The organism is Pseudoalteromonas sp. PS5, assembly GCF_004103255.1.
Taxonomy (GTDB): Bacteria; Pseudomonadota; Gammaproteobacteria; order Enterobacterales; family Alteromonadaceae; genus Pseudoalteromonas; species Pseudoalteromonas peptidolytica.
Map to the genome: position 1 here is coordinate 22,174 of NZ_RCSQ01000089.1, position 14,930 is coordinate 37,103.

Consider the following 14,930-nt stretch of genomic DNA (forward strand, 5'->3'; position numbering starts at 1 on the left):
CTTTATACAGTTTTTGTTTAAAAATGCTTTATTTCAACTTGCCTTCATCTGATTTCATATACAAAAGCCCATATCATCATTACATTTGACGGTTTTATAAACGAATCATTGAACTTTACATAGATGCAATGTAAGTTCTATGTTGCAGGTACATTTTCCTACTCTGCTAAAAAATAAATAAATAAATAAAGAAATAAAGAAATAAAGAAATAAAGAAATAAGGAAATAAGATGAAACTTTCTAACTTATCAGCAACAATCAGGCTGTCTTTGCTTGCTTGTTCAACGCTGACTGCTGGCATATCAGGTACTGCGCACGCTGAAGAAGCAGACGTCGACGCTACTGATAGTGTAGAACGCATAGAGGTTACTGGTACTCGTATCAAGCGAGCAGCTATGACTGGTGCTAGCCCTGTCACAAGTGTTACAGCCGAAGACATTAAAGTTGCAGGTATTACGAGAGTAGAAGATCTACTCAACGATATGCCCGCAATCTTTGCTGACCAAACTTCAGGGCAAGCAAATGGAGCTACAGGTACCGCCACAGTGAATCTACGTAACTTAGGCACAGAGCGTACATTGGTACTAGTTAATGGACGTCGTTTGCCTTCTGGCTCTCCTGTCGCAGGAGGTATCGGTGCTGATCTTAACCAGATCCCAGCAGCATTGGTAGAACGTGTTGATGTTCTTACTGGTGGTTCGTCAGCAACATACGGTTCTGATGCTGTTGCTGGTGTTGTAAACTTTATCATGAGAGATGACTTTGAAGGCTTCCAAGTTGAATATCAAGGTAGTGTTTATCAACATGATAACGACCACAAAGACATGCAACGAGCGCTGAATGAAAGAGGCTTCCCAGTACCTGATGGTAGTCAATGGGACGGTGATACTCATGATATCTCTTTAACTTTTGGTGCTAACTCTGCAGATGGTCGTGCAAACATCACAGGTTATGCAACTTGGCGTGATATCGAAGAAGTAACGCAAGACAATCGTGATTACAGTGCTTGTGCTATGAACATAAACGCCACAGGTACTCGCATTTGCGGGGGGTCAGGAACAATTCCAGAAGGCCGTATTACCGATTTTGACACTTACGACTACAAAGTATCTGGCACTGACTTCGTTCCTACTGATGGCACGGTTTATAACTTTGGCCCTCTTAACTACTTCCAACGTCCAGACAAACGTAAAACATTTGGCTTGCTAGGTCATTATGACTTTAATGACAGCCATACCTTTTATGCTGAATTTAACTACATGGATAACCGCACTGTAGCACAAATTGCTCCTTCAGGTTCATTCCTGAATGAAGTTGATATTAGCTGTGATAACCCGCTACTTTCAGCTTCACAAAGAAACACACTTTGTGGGCCTGATGGTGTCGCAACAAATGGTATTGTTGAGGGTGCCTTTATCGGTAAACGAAATGTTGAAGGTGGACCTCGTCAAGACGATATTCGCCATACCTCAACTCGTTTTGTACTAGGTATTCGCGGTGAAATCGATGACAATTGGATTTATGATGCATATATGAATTTCGGTAACGTGTCATATAGTCAAACTTACCAAAACGACATGTCGACTACCCGAATCATTCGTTCATTGCAAGCTACAACTGATGACGATGGTAATGTGGTATGTAAGTCAGTTGTAGATGGTAGCGATCCAACTTGTATTCCATGGAACATATTTGATCCATCGAAAATCACGCAAGAACAAATAGATTACCTAACGATACCTTTATTTGCTCGCGGTGACACCAGAACAAAACAAATTAGCGGCTATGTTACCGGTGATCTTACAGATTATGGTGTTGTAGTACCAGGTACTTCTACTGGTGTGGGCGTAGTATTTGGTCTTGAGCACAGAAAAGAATCGCTAGATTTTAATCCAGATCAAGGCTTCGAATCAGGTGATGGTGCGGGTCAAGGTGGTCCTGTTCTTGGCGTAAGTGGTGAGTTTGACGTCAATGAATTCTTTACGGAGCTCAACGTGCCATTAGTTGAAGACTCTGAATTTGCTGATTATATTACACTAGAGTTAGCTTATCGCTACTCTGATTATTCAACGGACAAAACGACTAATACCTATAAAGGTGCGTTTGATATTCGTGTTAATGATCAACTTGGTTTGAGAACAAGCTTTCAGCGTGCTGTACGTGCAGGCAACGTGCGTGATCTATTCAGATCTGCTGGCTTAGGTTTGTTTAACTGGGAAGATCCATGTGGTGGTGACAACCCAACTTTAACGGTTGAGCAATGTGCAAGAACAGGTCTTGACCCATCTAAATATGGTTCAAACGCACTTATCAGCCCTGCAGGTCAATACAACAGTATCACTGGTGGTAACCCAGATCTAGAACCAGAAAAGTCAGACACTGTTTCATTCGGTATTCTACTATCCCCTGACGCTATTGAAGGCTTAGACATTGCTATTGACTACTTCGACATTACTGTTGAAAATGCAATTCAAGAAATCCCTGAAGCAACAATCTTCAACCAGTGTGCGATTAATGGTAACGATCAGTTCTGTGCACTTATCAACCGTGGTCCGACTGGCTCTTTATGGTTAAGCCAGGACTCGATCACAGCGATTGATACCAACATTGGTAGTGTAGAAACAAGCGGTATTGATTTCGATGCTTCTTATCGTTATAGCCTACCTGATGACATGGGTCTTTTACGCTTTAAGCTAATCGGTACATGGCTAGATAAATTTGCAACACAAAACTTACCGGGTGGTGATATTGACGACTGTGCTGGTCGCTGGGATAGAGCGGTATGTGAGTACCCTGTTCCTGACTTTAAAACAAACTTCTCAACAACTTGGGTCACTCCTTGGGACGCAAACATAACAGCAACCTATCGTTATGTAAGTGAAGTGAAGGAGTTTGCACGAAATGACGAGGGTCAAGTAATCGATGGACCAGTACCATTGACTGCACGTGACTACCTTGATATTGCAGTGACTTGGAATGCATCTGATAACCTGCAATTCCGAGGTGGTGTGAATAATGTCTTTGATAATACTGCTCCACTAGTACCAAATGGTCCTTCAGGTCCAGCAAATGGTAACATTTACCCTGGTTTCTATGATTCTTTGGGCCGCTATATCTTCGCAGGTTTCACATTTAGACTATAGTCTAGAATTCGAAAGATTTAGCATAACTCCCCCCATAAGTTAATAACTTGTGGGGGCTTTTGACTTTAAGATCACTCTCATCACTTTTTAATTATACTCCCTCGTGAACAAATATTTGTTAAATCTCCACCTTTCATCTTGCCCTTTTCTGCTAGCTACGCTTCTGCCTGCTACTATCGCCAAAGTTTTGGGTTGTTCTAAGATAATTTTTATCGTAGCTAGCATCGGGTTTAATCCTTCATATTAACTAACCGGAACCCGAAACAAAAGTTAGTTAGTCAACTAAAATATCCATGTTCAAAAGTGTAATGTCGATCTATCCAAATGTTATTTCTAAATAAAAGGAAAACTTGTATGTCAATAGCTGCTCTGTTGCAAACGAATTTAACGCTGTAGTAAGGAGTAACAGCTGTTAAAACACAAGATACTGAACACACAGCAATACCCTGTATCATTAACGTTCAGGTATGGTAAGCACAATTAAATAAAGGAAGTAAGTTGGAGTAAAGTGATGACGACTCCTGGAGCAATATCTCTTGCATAAATTTGCCTACCCAAACTAAGTAAAGCAAACGCGTAATTAAAATTGGAGAGACAGGGAAATGGTTCCCCTATCAGAGAAGCTTTCTGTACAGTGAGCAACGGCTCACTCAACTAAAACAATTGCTCACCTAAAAACAAAAATTATTGTTTGCCAACAGTATTTTGCTGTCGGTTAAGCATGTCTTTTGCAGCACGTTGTTCAGATTCAACCTGATCTTTTGTACGGCATCTTCGCTTTGTAAATTTACTACCAGTGATGATATCTTGCTTACAGTATAGATCTTCTTGATTCTTAGCTATCTTGCCCTCATTATTATTTTTTGCTGACTCGGTTGTCGAGCTACAACCCGACAGAAGTCCCAATAGAACCACACAAATTCCTGCGATTTTCATAGCAAATCCTTTATTATTAATTATATAAAGTACCTAAGTACACTTCAGAACGAAGTGTTCAAACTTTAGTCTAATCAACATTACAAAGAAAAGCAATTGCACCGATTTTAACAACATAATTGACTAATTTGACTTTAAGAACTCCAGTAATTTCTTTTCTGGCATCGGTTTCGCAAGCAAGAACCCTTGTACTTCATCACATCCAAGCTTTTGTAGCACCGCCATTTGATCCTCAGTTTCAACTCCCTCTGCAATCGTCTTCAGCCCTAACATTTGGCTCAGTGAGATCACAAGATCAGCAATCGCACCGCTGTCATCATGCGGTATGTCTTTCACAAAAGCGCGGTCTATTTTTAATCTAGCAAGCGGCAGTCTTTGTAAATAACTTAAAGAAGAAAAGCCTGTACCAAAGTCATCAATGGCGACTTCAACACCAAACTCCTGCAACTCTTGTAGTGTATTAATCACCGCGTTAACTTCGTCCATAACGACACTTTCTGTGACTTCTAGCTCAATATGCTTGGGATCGACATTGAAAGCACGGATGGTATCTTTAACTTGTTGTGCATAATGAGGAACTTTAAACTGGGGTACTGATACGTTCACCGCAACACTTAAATTACCATACCCTTGCTGCTGTAAAGTCGCTTGAAGTTGACAAGCTTGCTCTAGCACCCACTGACCTATCTCGACGATTAAGCCTGCATTCTCTGCCAAAGGCACAAAAATCCCTGGTGAAATGTAGTTACCATTTCCAGAAGGCCACCGTAGTAACGCTTCACAGCCAATCACTTTTCGATCTGCAATAGAAAATTGTGGTTGATACCACACTTCTAGCTTATTCATCTCAAAGTCTTGGCGAAGCTGCCTGATCAAGCCGAGCTTCCACGCCATTTTTTCTTCAAGGTCAGGCGTATACCAATCAAGTGGAATACTAGATTGTTTAGCTTGGTTCAAGGCAATATATGCCAGCTTTAGGGTTTCTATACCTTGCGCCTGAAAGTCCTCTTGGCGGCATACGCCGATATGAAAGTGCATTGTCAACACATGTTCACCAACTTGATACGGCACGCATAAGTTGTCTATAAATGATGCTTCGTCAAATTGTGCCTCTGCTAATAACAAACCAAAGACGTCAGCACCTATCCTTGATATCAGCTGGGCTTCAGGAAATTCCATAGCAATACGCTCTGCAACCCCTTGCAGTAACAAATTACCAACCTCCTGTCCCAAACCATTATTAATGTCTGAAAATTGGGCAATATCGATGAGGATAAATACAAGCGACTGCTGTTGGTTAAAGTAGCCCTCAATCTTCTCAATGAAATTAGTGCGGTTTGGAAGTTTAGTGAGATTGTCCTTGTACGCTACCTCACGTAATTCGTGAAATAATTTAATATTGTCCAAGCCGACACCAACATTGGTTAAAAATATTTCCGCAAACTTCAGTTGTGCCGCGGATGGCTCAGCCTCCAGCTCTAAGAATATCGCAGCTTTTTTGTTTTTACTCTCCAGTAAAAATGTAACATCATGCTCGGTAGATTGATGTGTTTCTGTATCAATACAGTTTTGCACCTGCATGATAACGCGGCCATTATCGAGCTGCTCAATACCATGACCAAAAAATGCCCGATATTCCTCACTACCACCAAACACCCGCAAGTGCACTTCATCCTCAGGGGAACCTATCACCACCCCTTCACCAGGCGCCCTTAGTATATTAGCCAATTGTGCGACCACTGCGGCGGCAAAGGAACTCATATCGGTGTGACCAAGTATGGCTCGAGAAGCAGTTAATATGTGCTCAAGCGCATGGCTTTGGGCTTCAAGTTCACAGATCTGTTGATAAGATCGAATTGCGGTAAGTAGGGAGGTAACAAGCTTGCTACGTGTAAGCTCCGTCTTCATTTTATAGTCATTAATATCAAACTCTCTAATGACTTTTTCTTCAGGCGCATAACCTGGCTGACCAGTACGCATGATAATTCGCACTGCCATATTTTTAATTTCTTCACGAACCCTACGCACCACATTAAGACCAGCGTCATCGGTTTCCATCACAACATCAAGCAGCATAATGCTAATGTCATTTTGCTGTTTTAGTATTTCGATTGCCTCAGCGCCTGAATAGGCATGCAAAAACCTGAGTCTTTTACCCCAAAATTCTAGGTTTGACAGAGCAAGTTTAGTAACAGAATGAATTTCTGGATCATCATCAACAACTAATACATCCCAAAAAGCACTTGTTATTTCTTCTTCTTGAGTAACTTCATCGTGCTCTGCAAACAAATAATCATCTTGCTCAGGTGCCATGCTTTACCCTTTAAATCCGTACTACTCTTTAATTATAGGCACTGATCCAACGCAGTGTTTACCATCAAATAAAATATGGTACATTTTTACTATTACAGTTCAGTTTGATTAAAAAACGTGAAATATTATAGTCGAGCATAGAACAAAATAGATGATTTAGCATACTTTTTACTAAAGAGGATTTTGTATCAAACGACTATCGACTCCCATGAGAACGCTGATGCTTCTAGCACTGCTGATTATCATTTCAGGATTAGCGATGCCGCACGACTATAAAGTAGTGAAGCAAAGCAGAGCTGAAGTAACGAACACTGCGCTAACTCCCCTTGTGTTAACTCACTGGCCAACACTATTTAATTGGCAATCAACACAGAGTGTTTATTTTCGAATACTCCCAAAGAAGCAACACGTAGGTAGTTCAGCGGTTTTAGTCCATCCATGGGGCGAAGCTGAGTTAACCGTGACCAAAAGTACGGCTCAACATCTTGGGTTATCTTTATATATTGATGATGAACACTTTGCCAACATAACCCTTAACTTATTGACTGCACAAGCCGATACACAATTAATGGTCTCCATCGAAGGCAGAGTGAATACTCCATTTTTAGGAAGCTTTATTGCCCTATTTATGCAGCAATATTTGCAGCAAATCACAGACTCTGCCGTTAACCATATGAACACACATTATAAATTAAGAGCATGATATGGCAGTCAAAAATGCACAGGTAAAGTCAGCACTGGCACTTTCTATTGAAGAGCAGCTTGGCTACCCAATGGTCAAAAGGATCACTCCTCTCGTGACACAGAATGACCATTACCAGTCTGATAAGAACAAAGATAATCAATATACCGTCAGCACCCCGCACAGCACGCTGAAGCGCGCGCTAAAGCGTCAGCAATTGATAAAAATCCAACAGCAGCAAAATTTAGAAACTATTATGGGCATGTCACTCACAATCTGCCCTGAGGTAACTTCAAGAGGTCGACCAGATCCAGATTGGCTAGCGCACTTTAATACGATGGCTGAAGACATTGCCAATCACTCAATGCAAAAGTTATGGGCAAAGATTTTAGTCGGCGAAAGTATCAACCCTGGTACATTTTCAATTAAAAGTTTGCAAACATTGAAAATGATGACACAACGCGAAGCAACGGCACTGCAAAAGTGTGCACCGCTTTGCGGTTACTTGGAAAAAGAAGATAGCTATTTGATACTTCACGGTTACTATAAAAAGCCATCTATTTTTGATTTGTTGAGAAAAGGCAGTACTGAATCTGTAAACCTTAGCCAGGCGGGGTTAAGCTTTCCGAACGTACTGACACTCATGGATATCAATATCCTGTATCGACAAGAGATAGAGTCTGCTTCTTTGCAAAAAGGGCAATCTATGCAGCTGGTTTATCAGCGTAAAAAGCTCACACTGACAGCCAAGTCTAATGACCTCGTATTAAGTTACTACAAACTAACGCAGACAGGAGATGAGCTGAAAAAGCTACTACAAAATCCAATCAACAAAAACTATAAGCAACTACTAGAAAAAGCACTAGAGAATGAGTTTTTACTAGAGTGGGAAAGTAGATAACTAACCAGAGGTTTGGATAAAGAATGTTCCAACTCATTGTTGCTAAAACACAACTTAGTTTTCCCCTTGTCTAGCCAGAGCTTTAGGGAAAAATCCGCTCCCGTGTCCTGCTCTCGCTAAGGTACCTACATTCTGTAGGCAAGGCGAGTTTACTCCCAATAGTTGGCAATTGGGAGTGAATTCAACGCAGTTAGCGCTAAAACTGGCTGCTAGAAAGGCATTAATGCTCTAAAGCTCAGGTTATTTATCATTTTATAGCTGTTTTTAAGTTAGAAATGTAACTGGATCCCAGCAAAAGGTCCCGATACATCTAAATCAGTATAAATATCATCAATATCATCTAACTCAAGTACCATTGAGCGATAACCTACTTTAACGGCAACATCAACAGCCATATTATCGATGAACTCGTAAGCAAGACCTACTTGATAATCTTGAATTTTACTATCGTCAATCGCCAACATACTGCCCTCAGCAAAAATGCTTAGCCCAGTTAATGGTAATCCAACTTCACCACGTAAGTAACCTAAAGGTACAAAGCCCGAAAACTCAACTTCTTCCGTTCTAGTTTGGCCATTCGCAGTACCTGTAACCATAATTGAGCCGTCAAATTGTTTGAAGTTCAAACCAAAGTCAAACGTCAACAAGTCACTGTCTAGTACTTCGTAGTACAGCGTATAATCAATATGGTTTAGATCGGCACTCGTCGTTGCATTGGTACCCACCGTGTACACTTGGCCGCCAAAGTCAAAAGACTCGGTCAGCGTCGTTTGACCCGCTAATTCGAGTTCGGTGTAGCGCAACTTGATATTTGGCACTAAAGGTACTGGGTGCTCCAATGCCGCATAAAAGCTAGTAAACGTCTCGTCGTCAAAATTAAAGGTTTGCATATTGCCTTTTTCAGCAAAGCTTCCTTCGGTTTCGGTATCCCACCCTTCTGCACCGACATAAAGTCCAAGTACCGTATCTGCATGCGCAGCCGGCGCTAGGCAAGCGAGAGATAATGCCGCTGCTAAAAAGTGTTTTTTCATGATGTTATCCTTGCGCTAAAAGTTCACTAAGTTCGATAAGAGCCGCATTGGCTCGCGAAATATAATTTGCCATAACCAACGAATGGTTCGCCACTAAGCCAAACCCACTACCGTTTAAAACCATAGGGCTCCACACTGTTTCCTGTGTTGCTTCTAGTTCTCTAATGATCTGTTGGAGGCTCACCAACGCATTTTTCTTTTCGAGTACCGGCCTAAAATCATGTTCAACTGCTTTTAGGTAATGCAGTAACGCCCAGGTAGCGCCTCTTGCTTCGTAAAATACATCGTCAATTTTCCACCAAGAGGTTTTCACCACATTATGACTAGGAGCCGATGTTGCCTGATCAGCAGCCGAGTCGCCAGCTAAATCTGTGTTCAGCCTATCTTGACCAACACTGGCGCTGAGTCTTTGGCTTAAACTACCCATACGTTTTTCAGCTTCTTTTAGCCAAGCTCTCAGGTTGTCAGCGCGCGCATAAAATTGACTATCACGATTACTGTTATCAGAAATTTGCGTCAAATACTGGCGCAACAAATCGTTGCCTTTTTGGTATTCACCTTCAGCACTTGGCCACATCCACGCCGTTGAGCTGATATTAAACTGTGGTTGAGCTAATTTTAAACTTGGGTGTTCTGTCGATTGAGATTGTGAACGACTGAAGTCTTTGCGCATCGAAAGCGTAAGATCTCGTGTCATTTCAAGCGCGCCATACTCCCAAGCAGGCATATTATCCATTATTACACTTGGTGGCATCATATCATTAGATAAATAGCCTCCAGGCTTATTCAGCAAGGTATCCGTCACTTTTATCAAGGTATGTGTTGTCACATATCCAGTAACTAATGTATTACCATTTTTCTGCGCATCTGCCTTTGCAGCTGCGACAACGTCAAACTGATCCGGCTCGACACTCCAGTAAACAGCAATAACATACCCAAGCAGTATGACAGCGATAATACCAGAGATGATTTTTCCCGTATGATTTCCCATTTAATACCCCACAGAGTTAATGATGAGTGTGATGTGGTGTGTCTGACTTTGCTTTACCACCAAACATATCTGCAAGTGCCACGATATCTGCCATCGTGTAGACTCGATCACCATCAGCAAAATATAGCGTAAGCTTGTGCTTATCACCGACTTTTAGTGTCTTAAGTGGCTCAAAAACCATTAAGTGATACCCGCCAGGTTGAAATACCACTGACTTTCCTGCTGGGATCGTCAACTCATCGACACGCTGCATAGTCATCATGTCTTCTTTGTGAATATGTTCATGAATTTCAACGCGTTTCACCCCCTCAAGCGACGCCTTCACTAGTATTTTGTCGTGTTGGGTTAGGTTGTCGATAACAAGATAACCCGCTGTTGAGGGCGCTGCCGGTAAAAACGCACGTACCGTCGCGCTGTGTACCATAAGCTGCTCAGAACTATGATGATGGTGAGCTTGCTCATCGTTTTGATGAGAAAAAGCATTAAAGCCGATAAAAGTTGATAAAGCAAAAAATAAGGTTTTGATTACACTTGATTTCATATTGGCTTTCCTTGGAATTATAATGCAAATAACTATATCACAGATCCCAATTTAGCGTGTTTTTATCTCCTACATCAATATGAGTCAAAGGCTCAAGCTTGCGCCTGAGCAGACTTATCAACCACTAGCCACACTATCGCAATAATACAGATGAGTGGAAATAGGACAATCAGCGAATTAAATAGCAGTGTCATTACTAGCCCAATGAACACAATAAGGAGTAGACCTAAAATACCTGCACTAAGGAGTGCAACTATTACCACCAAGGCCACGATTGCCAAAAGCAACGCCAATATCTCAAAACCGACCCAACCTAGGTCAACACCCATTTCCAATTGCAAGTCGCTGATGTCCAGCCACATTAGTGGTAGCGACACCCACGAAAGCGCCAATAAACATACCAACGCAAAAAATATACCGGCAACAACTTTCATAGTGCCTACCTCGCCACCTTGTCTTAGTTATCGTATTTGGCTTTTGGCATCGCAAACCACGCCACACCGTAGACCAACATTACAAACATTGGGAACTTAAAAAACAGTAGTACTGTAAGTAAACGCGTTAGCCAAATTGGCATATCAAAGCGTTGTGCTAATTGCGCACAAACGCCGCCGATTTTCTTTGAACTATTCATTTGAGACAGTGTTGATTGATATCTATTTTTCATCTTAATCCCCTTTTGCTTTAGTTGTTCAGCCGTCATTTAAAGCGAGCTTAGCTCGCTATTTTTTGCTTCAATTGTGCCAGCTCATCGTCAATTTGCTGTTGCTTTTGCTCATCTTCAAAGCGTTGCCACACATCAGGCTGCCCCAAATCGTAAGACTCTACTTCAGCCTCTATCCGCACCACTTTACGCTCCAACTCATCAAATTTGCGTGTCGCTGAGCGCATTTCATCACTACTTAGTGTTTGCTTAATATGTAGCCTTGCTTGCCCTGCCTCCAGGCGGCGTAGCATTCCTTTCTCTTTTGCTTTCAACTGTTGGATTTTGCTTTGCAACTTATCAGCATCTGCACTGAGTTTTTCTAGTGCCGGGGCTAGGTCATCAACCTTTTGCTGTGCTTCTTGCGCTTTTTCTATTTCTCGCTGCTTTTGCTCAAGGGCAGAGCGAGCGAGATCTTCACGACCTTTTTCAAGTGCATGTTCAGCTTTGCTTTGCCACGTTGCAGAAGCGTTATTTGCTTGCTCAATTTGGCGCTGTGCAATTTTTTGCTGACAAATAAACTCCGCAGCGGTTGCACGACAGTCAGCTAGCGCCTCTTCTAAATCACGAATTAACTGAGATGTCAGTTTTTGTGGATCTTCAGCTCTGTCTAGTAACGCGTTAAATTCTGCTTTGATAAGATCTTCAATTCTGTTGATGATGGTCATTGTTCGGCTCCTTTTATAATATAGTTAAACTATTCCAAGAGCCGTGCCAAAAATAAAAACAAAATTAAATCATGAGGTTATATATTTTTTAGAAGGTAGCCAGATTAATTGAAAAGCATTAAATAGTGAAAAAGACGATAAAATCGTCTTTTTCACACTGAAGGTGGGAGTAATATATTTTACACTTCAGGCACAAAAGACAGTGCCTTTTCCATCACCTCGATACCTGCCTCTTTTTTGTGGCCATTTTCTGATAAGTGACGGCGAAAGCCTCGCGCACCAGGTTGGTTTTGAAAAATACCCAACATATGACGCGCGATATGCCAAAAGTTTGCGCCATTCGACATCTCACTTTCAAAGTAGTCATACATGCTTCTTACCACCTGATGGCGAGTTTGCGTAAACGCAGCTTCGCCATACAGTAGCTCATCAACTTGCGACAGCATAAACGGGTTACTGTAGGCTTCGCGGCCAACCATTACACCGTCAAGATGAGCCAAATGGTGCTGACACTCCTCAAGGGTTTTAACACCACCATTAATACTTATGTGCAGATCAGGGTAGTCTTTCTTTAATTGATAAACACGGGGGTAATCAAGCGGTGGGATCTCGCGATTTTCTTTCGGGCTTAACCCTTGCAACCACGCTTTTCGAGCATGGATAATAAAATCATCACAGCCGACGGCCTTTGAAGCTTCAATCAACGCCGTGAGAAACTCATAAGAGTCTTGTTCATCAATACCGATGCGTGTCTTTACTGTAACCGGAATACTCACTTGCGCCTTCATTGCGGCCACACAGTCGGCAACGAGCTGAGGTTCAGCCATTAAACACGCCCCAAAGCGACCATTTTGCACACGATCTGACGGGCAACCTACATTCAGGTTTACTTCACTGTAGCCATATTCTTCTGCGCGTTTAGCGCATTCTGCTAATGCTTTAGGATCAGAGCCACCCAATTGTAGCGCTACCGGCAATTCATGCGCACCAAATGCCAAATAATCCCCTTTACCAAAAATAATCGCACCTGTGGTGATCATCTCAGTATAAAGTACCGCATGTTTTGTCAGTTTACGGTGAAAGGTTCTGCAATGTCGATCCGTCCAATCCAGCATGGGTGCAACGCTAAAGCGGCGAAAGGCATCAACGCAGTGGTTCGGTGTTTGTGGCGCTAAGGGCGGAGTTGGTTGTTGGCTCATGGTATGGCTTTCTCAATCAGATTTGCTATCAACGAGCAGTACTAATTATCTATAGCAGTACATAGCTCAAATAGGTGATTGCGTATTATACCGCAGCTTCTAATACTTCTTAAGTATAAATACACAAAAAAGCCGCAAGCCCTTGAACTTGCGGCTCTTAAGCTGCCGGGCTTGTGGCCTTTTGATGACTTATAGATAACGCTCTACTTCCGCCATTTTATTTTTTGCAAACTGGCTATTTGGGCTGATGGTAAGTAGTTGCTGGTAGTGCGCAAATGCTTGCGCATATTGCTTATTTAACTCATACGCTTGTGCGATACTGCTGTGGTAATAAGGCTGCTCGTTATTTTGCGTCAGCACAAATTTAAAGATTTCAATGCCATTATTAACTTGGCCATTTTCAACAAGATTGTTGCCCCACTCCACCAAAATCTCTAAATCATACATTACGCCAGTATCTTGCTGCGCTGTTGCAAACGTCGCGGCAAAGTTGCTAAAGCCTAGCTCATCTGTGAGCTGCGATAAGTATGCCATCGGCTGATAGGCCTTTTGCTTACTTGGCTCATTAAATTCTGGAATATAATACGCGGCAATATCATCGACAAAAGTAATGGGTAACCCGCCCAGTAGATTAGTAAGCACGATTACTGACACCTTGTCTTCAGGATAGGTGATCACTGTCACCGCGTCGCCACCGCTAGCACTGATAGCTGGGTGATATTTACGCTGCGTTACCTGCCAGCCCATTGCATAGCCGTTTTCTTTGTTGTTAAAGGCTTCAGTGCGACCATTATTCAGCTTAACTGGTGTCCATAGCATATCCAGCTCTTTAACTAGCTTACCTTGTTGTAACGATACAAGATAATTAGCCAATTCTGTTGCCGTTGAGCTCATTCCTGCTGCGGTTCTTAGTATGTAAGGGAATTCACCGTAAAAGTTTTTATAATTCCCCTCGCCCAAATGAATATATTGACGAGCTTGATGAGGCACCATGCGTTCAAGATAATCAAATCCAGCTTGCGCCGTTTGCGGCATATTAGCGCGTACTAACTGCATCTTGGTAATAAAAGCAGGAAACCCTTCTGGTACATATTTATCAATGATTTTACCCAAAATCACATAGCCAGTTTGGTTATAACTAAAACGCGAATTAGGTGTAAATTGAAAAGGCTGCTTTTGTACAGCTTGCCATGAGGCCTCTGCATCGTTTGGTACAATGGTTTCTAAGCCAGCACTTAATTCGAGGATAGGCGGTAACCCAGTTGTATGACCCATTAACTGATTAATTTTGAGTGGCTGCCAAGCCTCTGGTAACTCCGGTAAGTGCTTACCAATTTCATCATCAATATTTAAATAGCCTTGCTCAGCGAGCTGCACAATTGCAACACCGGTAAACGCCTTTGTCATCGAGTTAATCGGAAATAATGTCTGCTCCGTCACTGGTACTTGATGCTGTAAATCTGCAAAACCATAACTTCCTTGCTTAACAACTTTTTCGTCTTTAATAACGGCCAACTGTAAGCCCGGGATGTGTCTTTCTTTCATGAGGGTTTTGATCAGCTTATCGACCGACTCAGCTTTGACCAAAGATGAAAATAATGCTGACCATAACAGCGTGCCAAGCCATAGTACAGTTGATAATAATACTTTGTTGTTCTTATACATGTTCGTTCCATTGCTCATTTCGTTTGAGAGATAGTGCTATCTTTCCAAGTACTATACCAACATTAAAATTCATTTATAATCAAAAGGTTAAATTAAATCCAGAGCTATTTGTAGTAAAAGAATTAATAAAAAGTGGTGAGATGGACAAACAAGTGGT

General features: G+C 41.9%; 13 protein-coding genes. 3 read left to right on the forward strand and 10 right to left on the reverse strand.

Translation table 11 applies throughout. From position 1 onward, the window contains the following. The first annotated feature begins 230 nt into the window (after positions 1-230). Positions 231-3,143 (forward strand): TonB-dependent receptor, encoded by a 2,913-nt coding sequence (locus tag D9603_RS12585; protein ID WP_128731577.1) that lies wholly within the window; start codon positions 231-233, stop codon positions 3,141-3,143. A 684-nt stretch (positions 3,144-3,827) separates the two neighbouring features. Here the strand turns inward: D9603_RS12585 and D9603_RS12590 are convergent. Beyond that, positions 3,828-4,079, reverse strand: coding sequence for a hypothetical protein (locus tag D9603_RS12590; protein ID WP_128731578.1), 252 nt, complete (start codon positions 4,077-4,079; stop codon positions 3,828-3,830). A 123-nt stretch (positions 4,080-4,202) separates the two neighbouring features. After that, positions 4,203-6,392 (reverse strand): EAL domain-containing protein, encoded by a 2,190-nt coding sequence (locus D9603_RS12595; protein WP_128731579.1) that lies wholly within the window; start codon positions 6,390-6,392, stop codon positions 4,203-4,205. A 220-nt stretch (positions 6,393-6,612) separates the two neighbouring features. Here D9603_RS12595 and D9603_RS12600 point away from each other — a divergent pair, with 220 nt between their 5' ends. Beyond that, on the forward strand, positions 6,613-7,095 hold the full coding sequence (locus D9603_RS12600) for a hypothetical protein (protein WP_125251133.1): 483 nt from the start codon (positions 6,613-6,615) through the stop codon (positions 7,093-7,095). 1 nt (position 7,096) lies between these two features. Beyond that, the gene (locus D9603_RS12605; protein ID WP_125251134.1) at positions 7,097-7,975 is read left to right on the forward strand and encodes a TIGR03899 family protein; all 879 of its coding nucleotides are present in this window, start codon (positions 7,097-7,099) and stop codon (positions 7,973-7,975) included. Positions 7,976-8,244: 269 nt separating this feature from the next. Here the strand turns inward: D9603_RS12605 and D9603_RS12610 are convergent, their stop codons facing one another. The 8 genes from D9603_RS12610 to D9603_RS12645 all read right to left on the reverse strand — a co-directional run bounded on the left by D9603_RS12610 (position 8,245) and on the right by D9603_RS12645 (position 14,773). Continuing rightward, positions 8,245-9,006 (reverse strand): TIGR04219 family outer membrane beta-barrel protein, encoded by a 762-nt coding sequence (locus tag D9603_RS12610; RefSeq protein ID WP_128731580.1) that lies wholly within the window; start codon positions 9,004-9,006, stop codon positions 8,245-8,247. A 4-nt stretch (positions 9,007-9,010) separates the two neighbouring features. Next, the gene (locus D9603_RS12615; RefSeq protein ID WP_125251136.1) at positions 9,011-9,997 is read right to left on the reverse strand and encodes a DUF2333 family protein; all 987 of its coding nucleotides are present in this window, start codon (positions 9,995-9,997) and stop codon (positions 9,011-9,013) included. Between the two features lie 16 nt (positions 9,998-10,013). Next, on the reverse strand, positions 10,014-10,538 hold the full coding sequence (locus D9603_RS12620) for a copper chaperone PCu(A)C (RefSeq protein WP_128731581.1): 525 nt from the start codon (positions 10,536-10,538) through the stop codon (positions 10,014-10,016). Positions 10,539-10,630: 92 nt separating this feature from the next. Next, the gene (locus D9603_RS12625; protein WP_125251138.1) at positions 10,631-10,972 is read right to left on the reverse strand and encodes a hypothetical protein; all 342 of its coding nucleotides are present in this window, start codon (positions 10,970-10,972) and stop codon (positions 10,631-10,633) included. A gap of 23 nt (positions 10,973-10,995) precedes the next feature. Further along, complete coding sequence (locus D9603_RS12630) at positions 10,996-11,205, reverse strand: PspC domain-containing protein (RefSeq protein WP_128731582.1); 210 nt, start codon at positions 11,203-11,205, stop codon at positions 10,996-10,998. 47 nt (positions 11,206-11,252) lie between these two features. Next, on the reverse strand, positions 11,253-11,909 hold the full coding sequence (locus D9603_RS12635) for a PspA/IM30 family protein (protein ID WP_128731583.1): 657 nt from the start codon (positions 11,907-11,909) through the stop codon (positions 11,253-11,255). Positions 11,910-12,088: 179 nt separating this feature from the next. Beyond that, on the reverse strand, positions 12,089-13,108 hold the full coding sequence (gene dusA / locus D9603_RS12640) for a tRNA dihydrouridine(20/20a) synthase DusA (RefSeq protein ID WP_128731584.1): 1,020 nt from the start codon (positions 13,106-13,108) through the stop codon (positions 12,089-12,091). A 189-nt stretch (positions 13,109-13,297) separates the two neighbouring features. Beyond that, positions 13,298-14,773, reverse strand: coding sequence for a serine hydrolase domain-containing protein (locus tag D9603_RS12645; RefSeq protein ID WP_128731585.1), 1,476 nt, complete (start codon positions 14,771-14,773; stop codon positions 13,298-13,300). Positions 14,774-14,930: the final 157 nt, after the last annotated feature.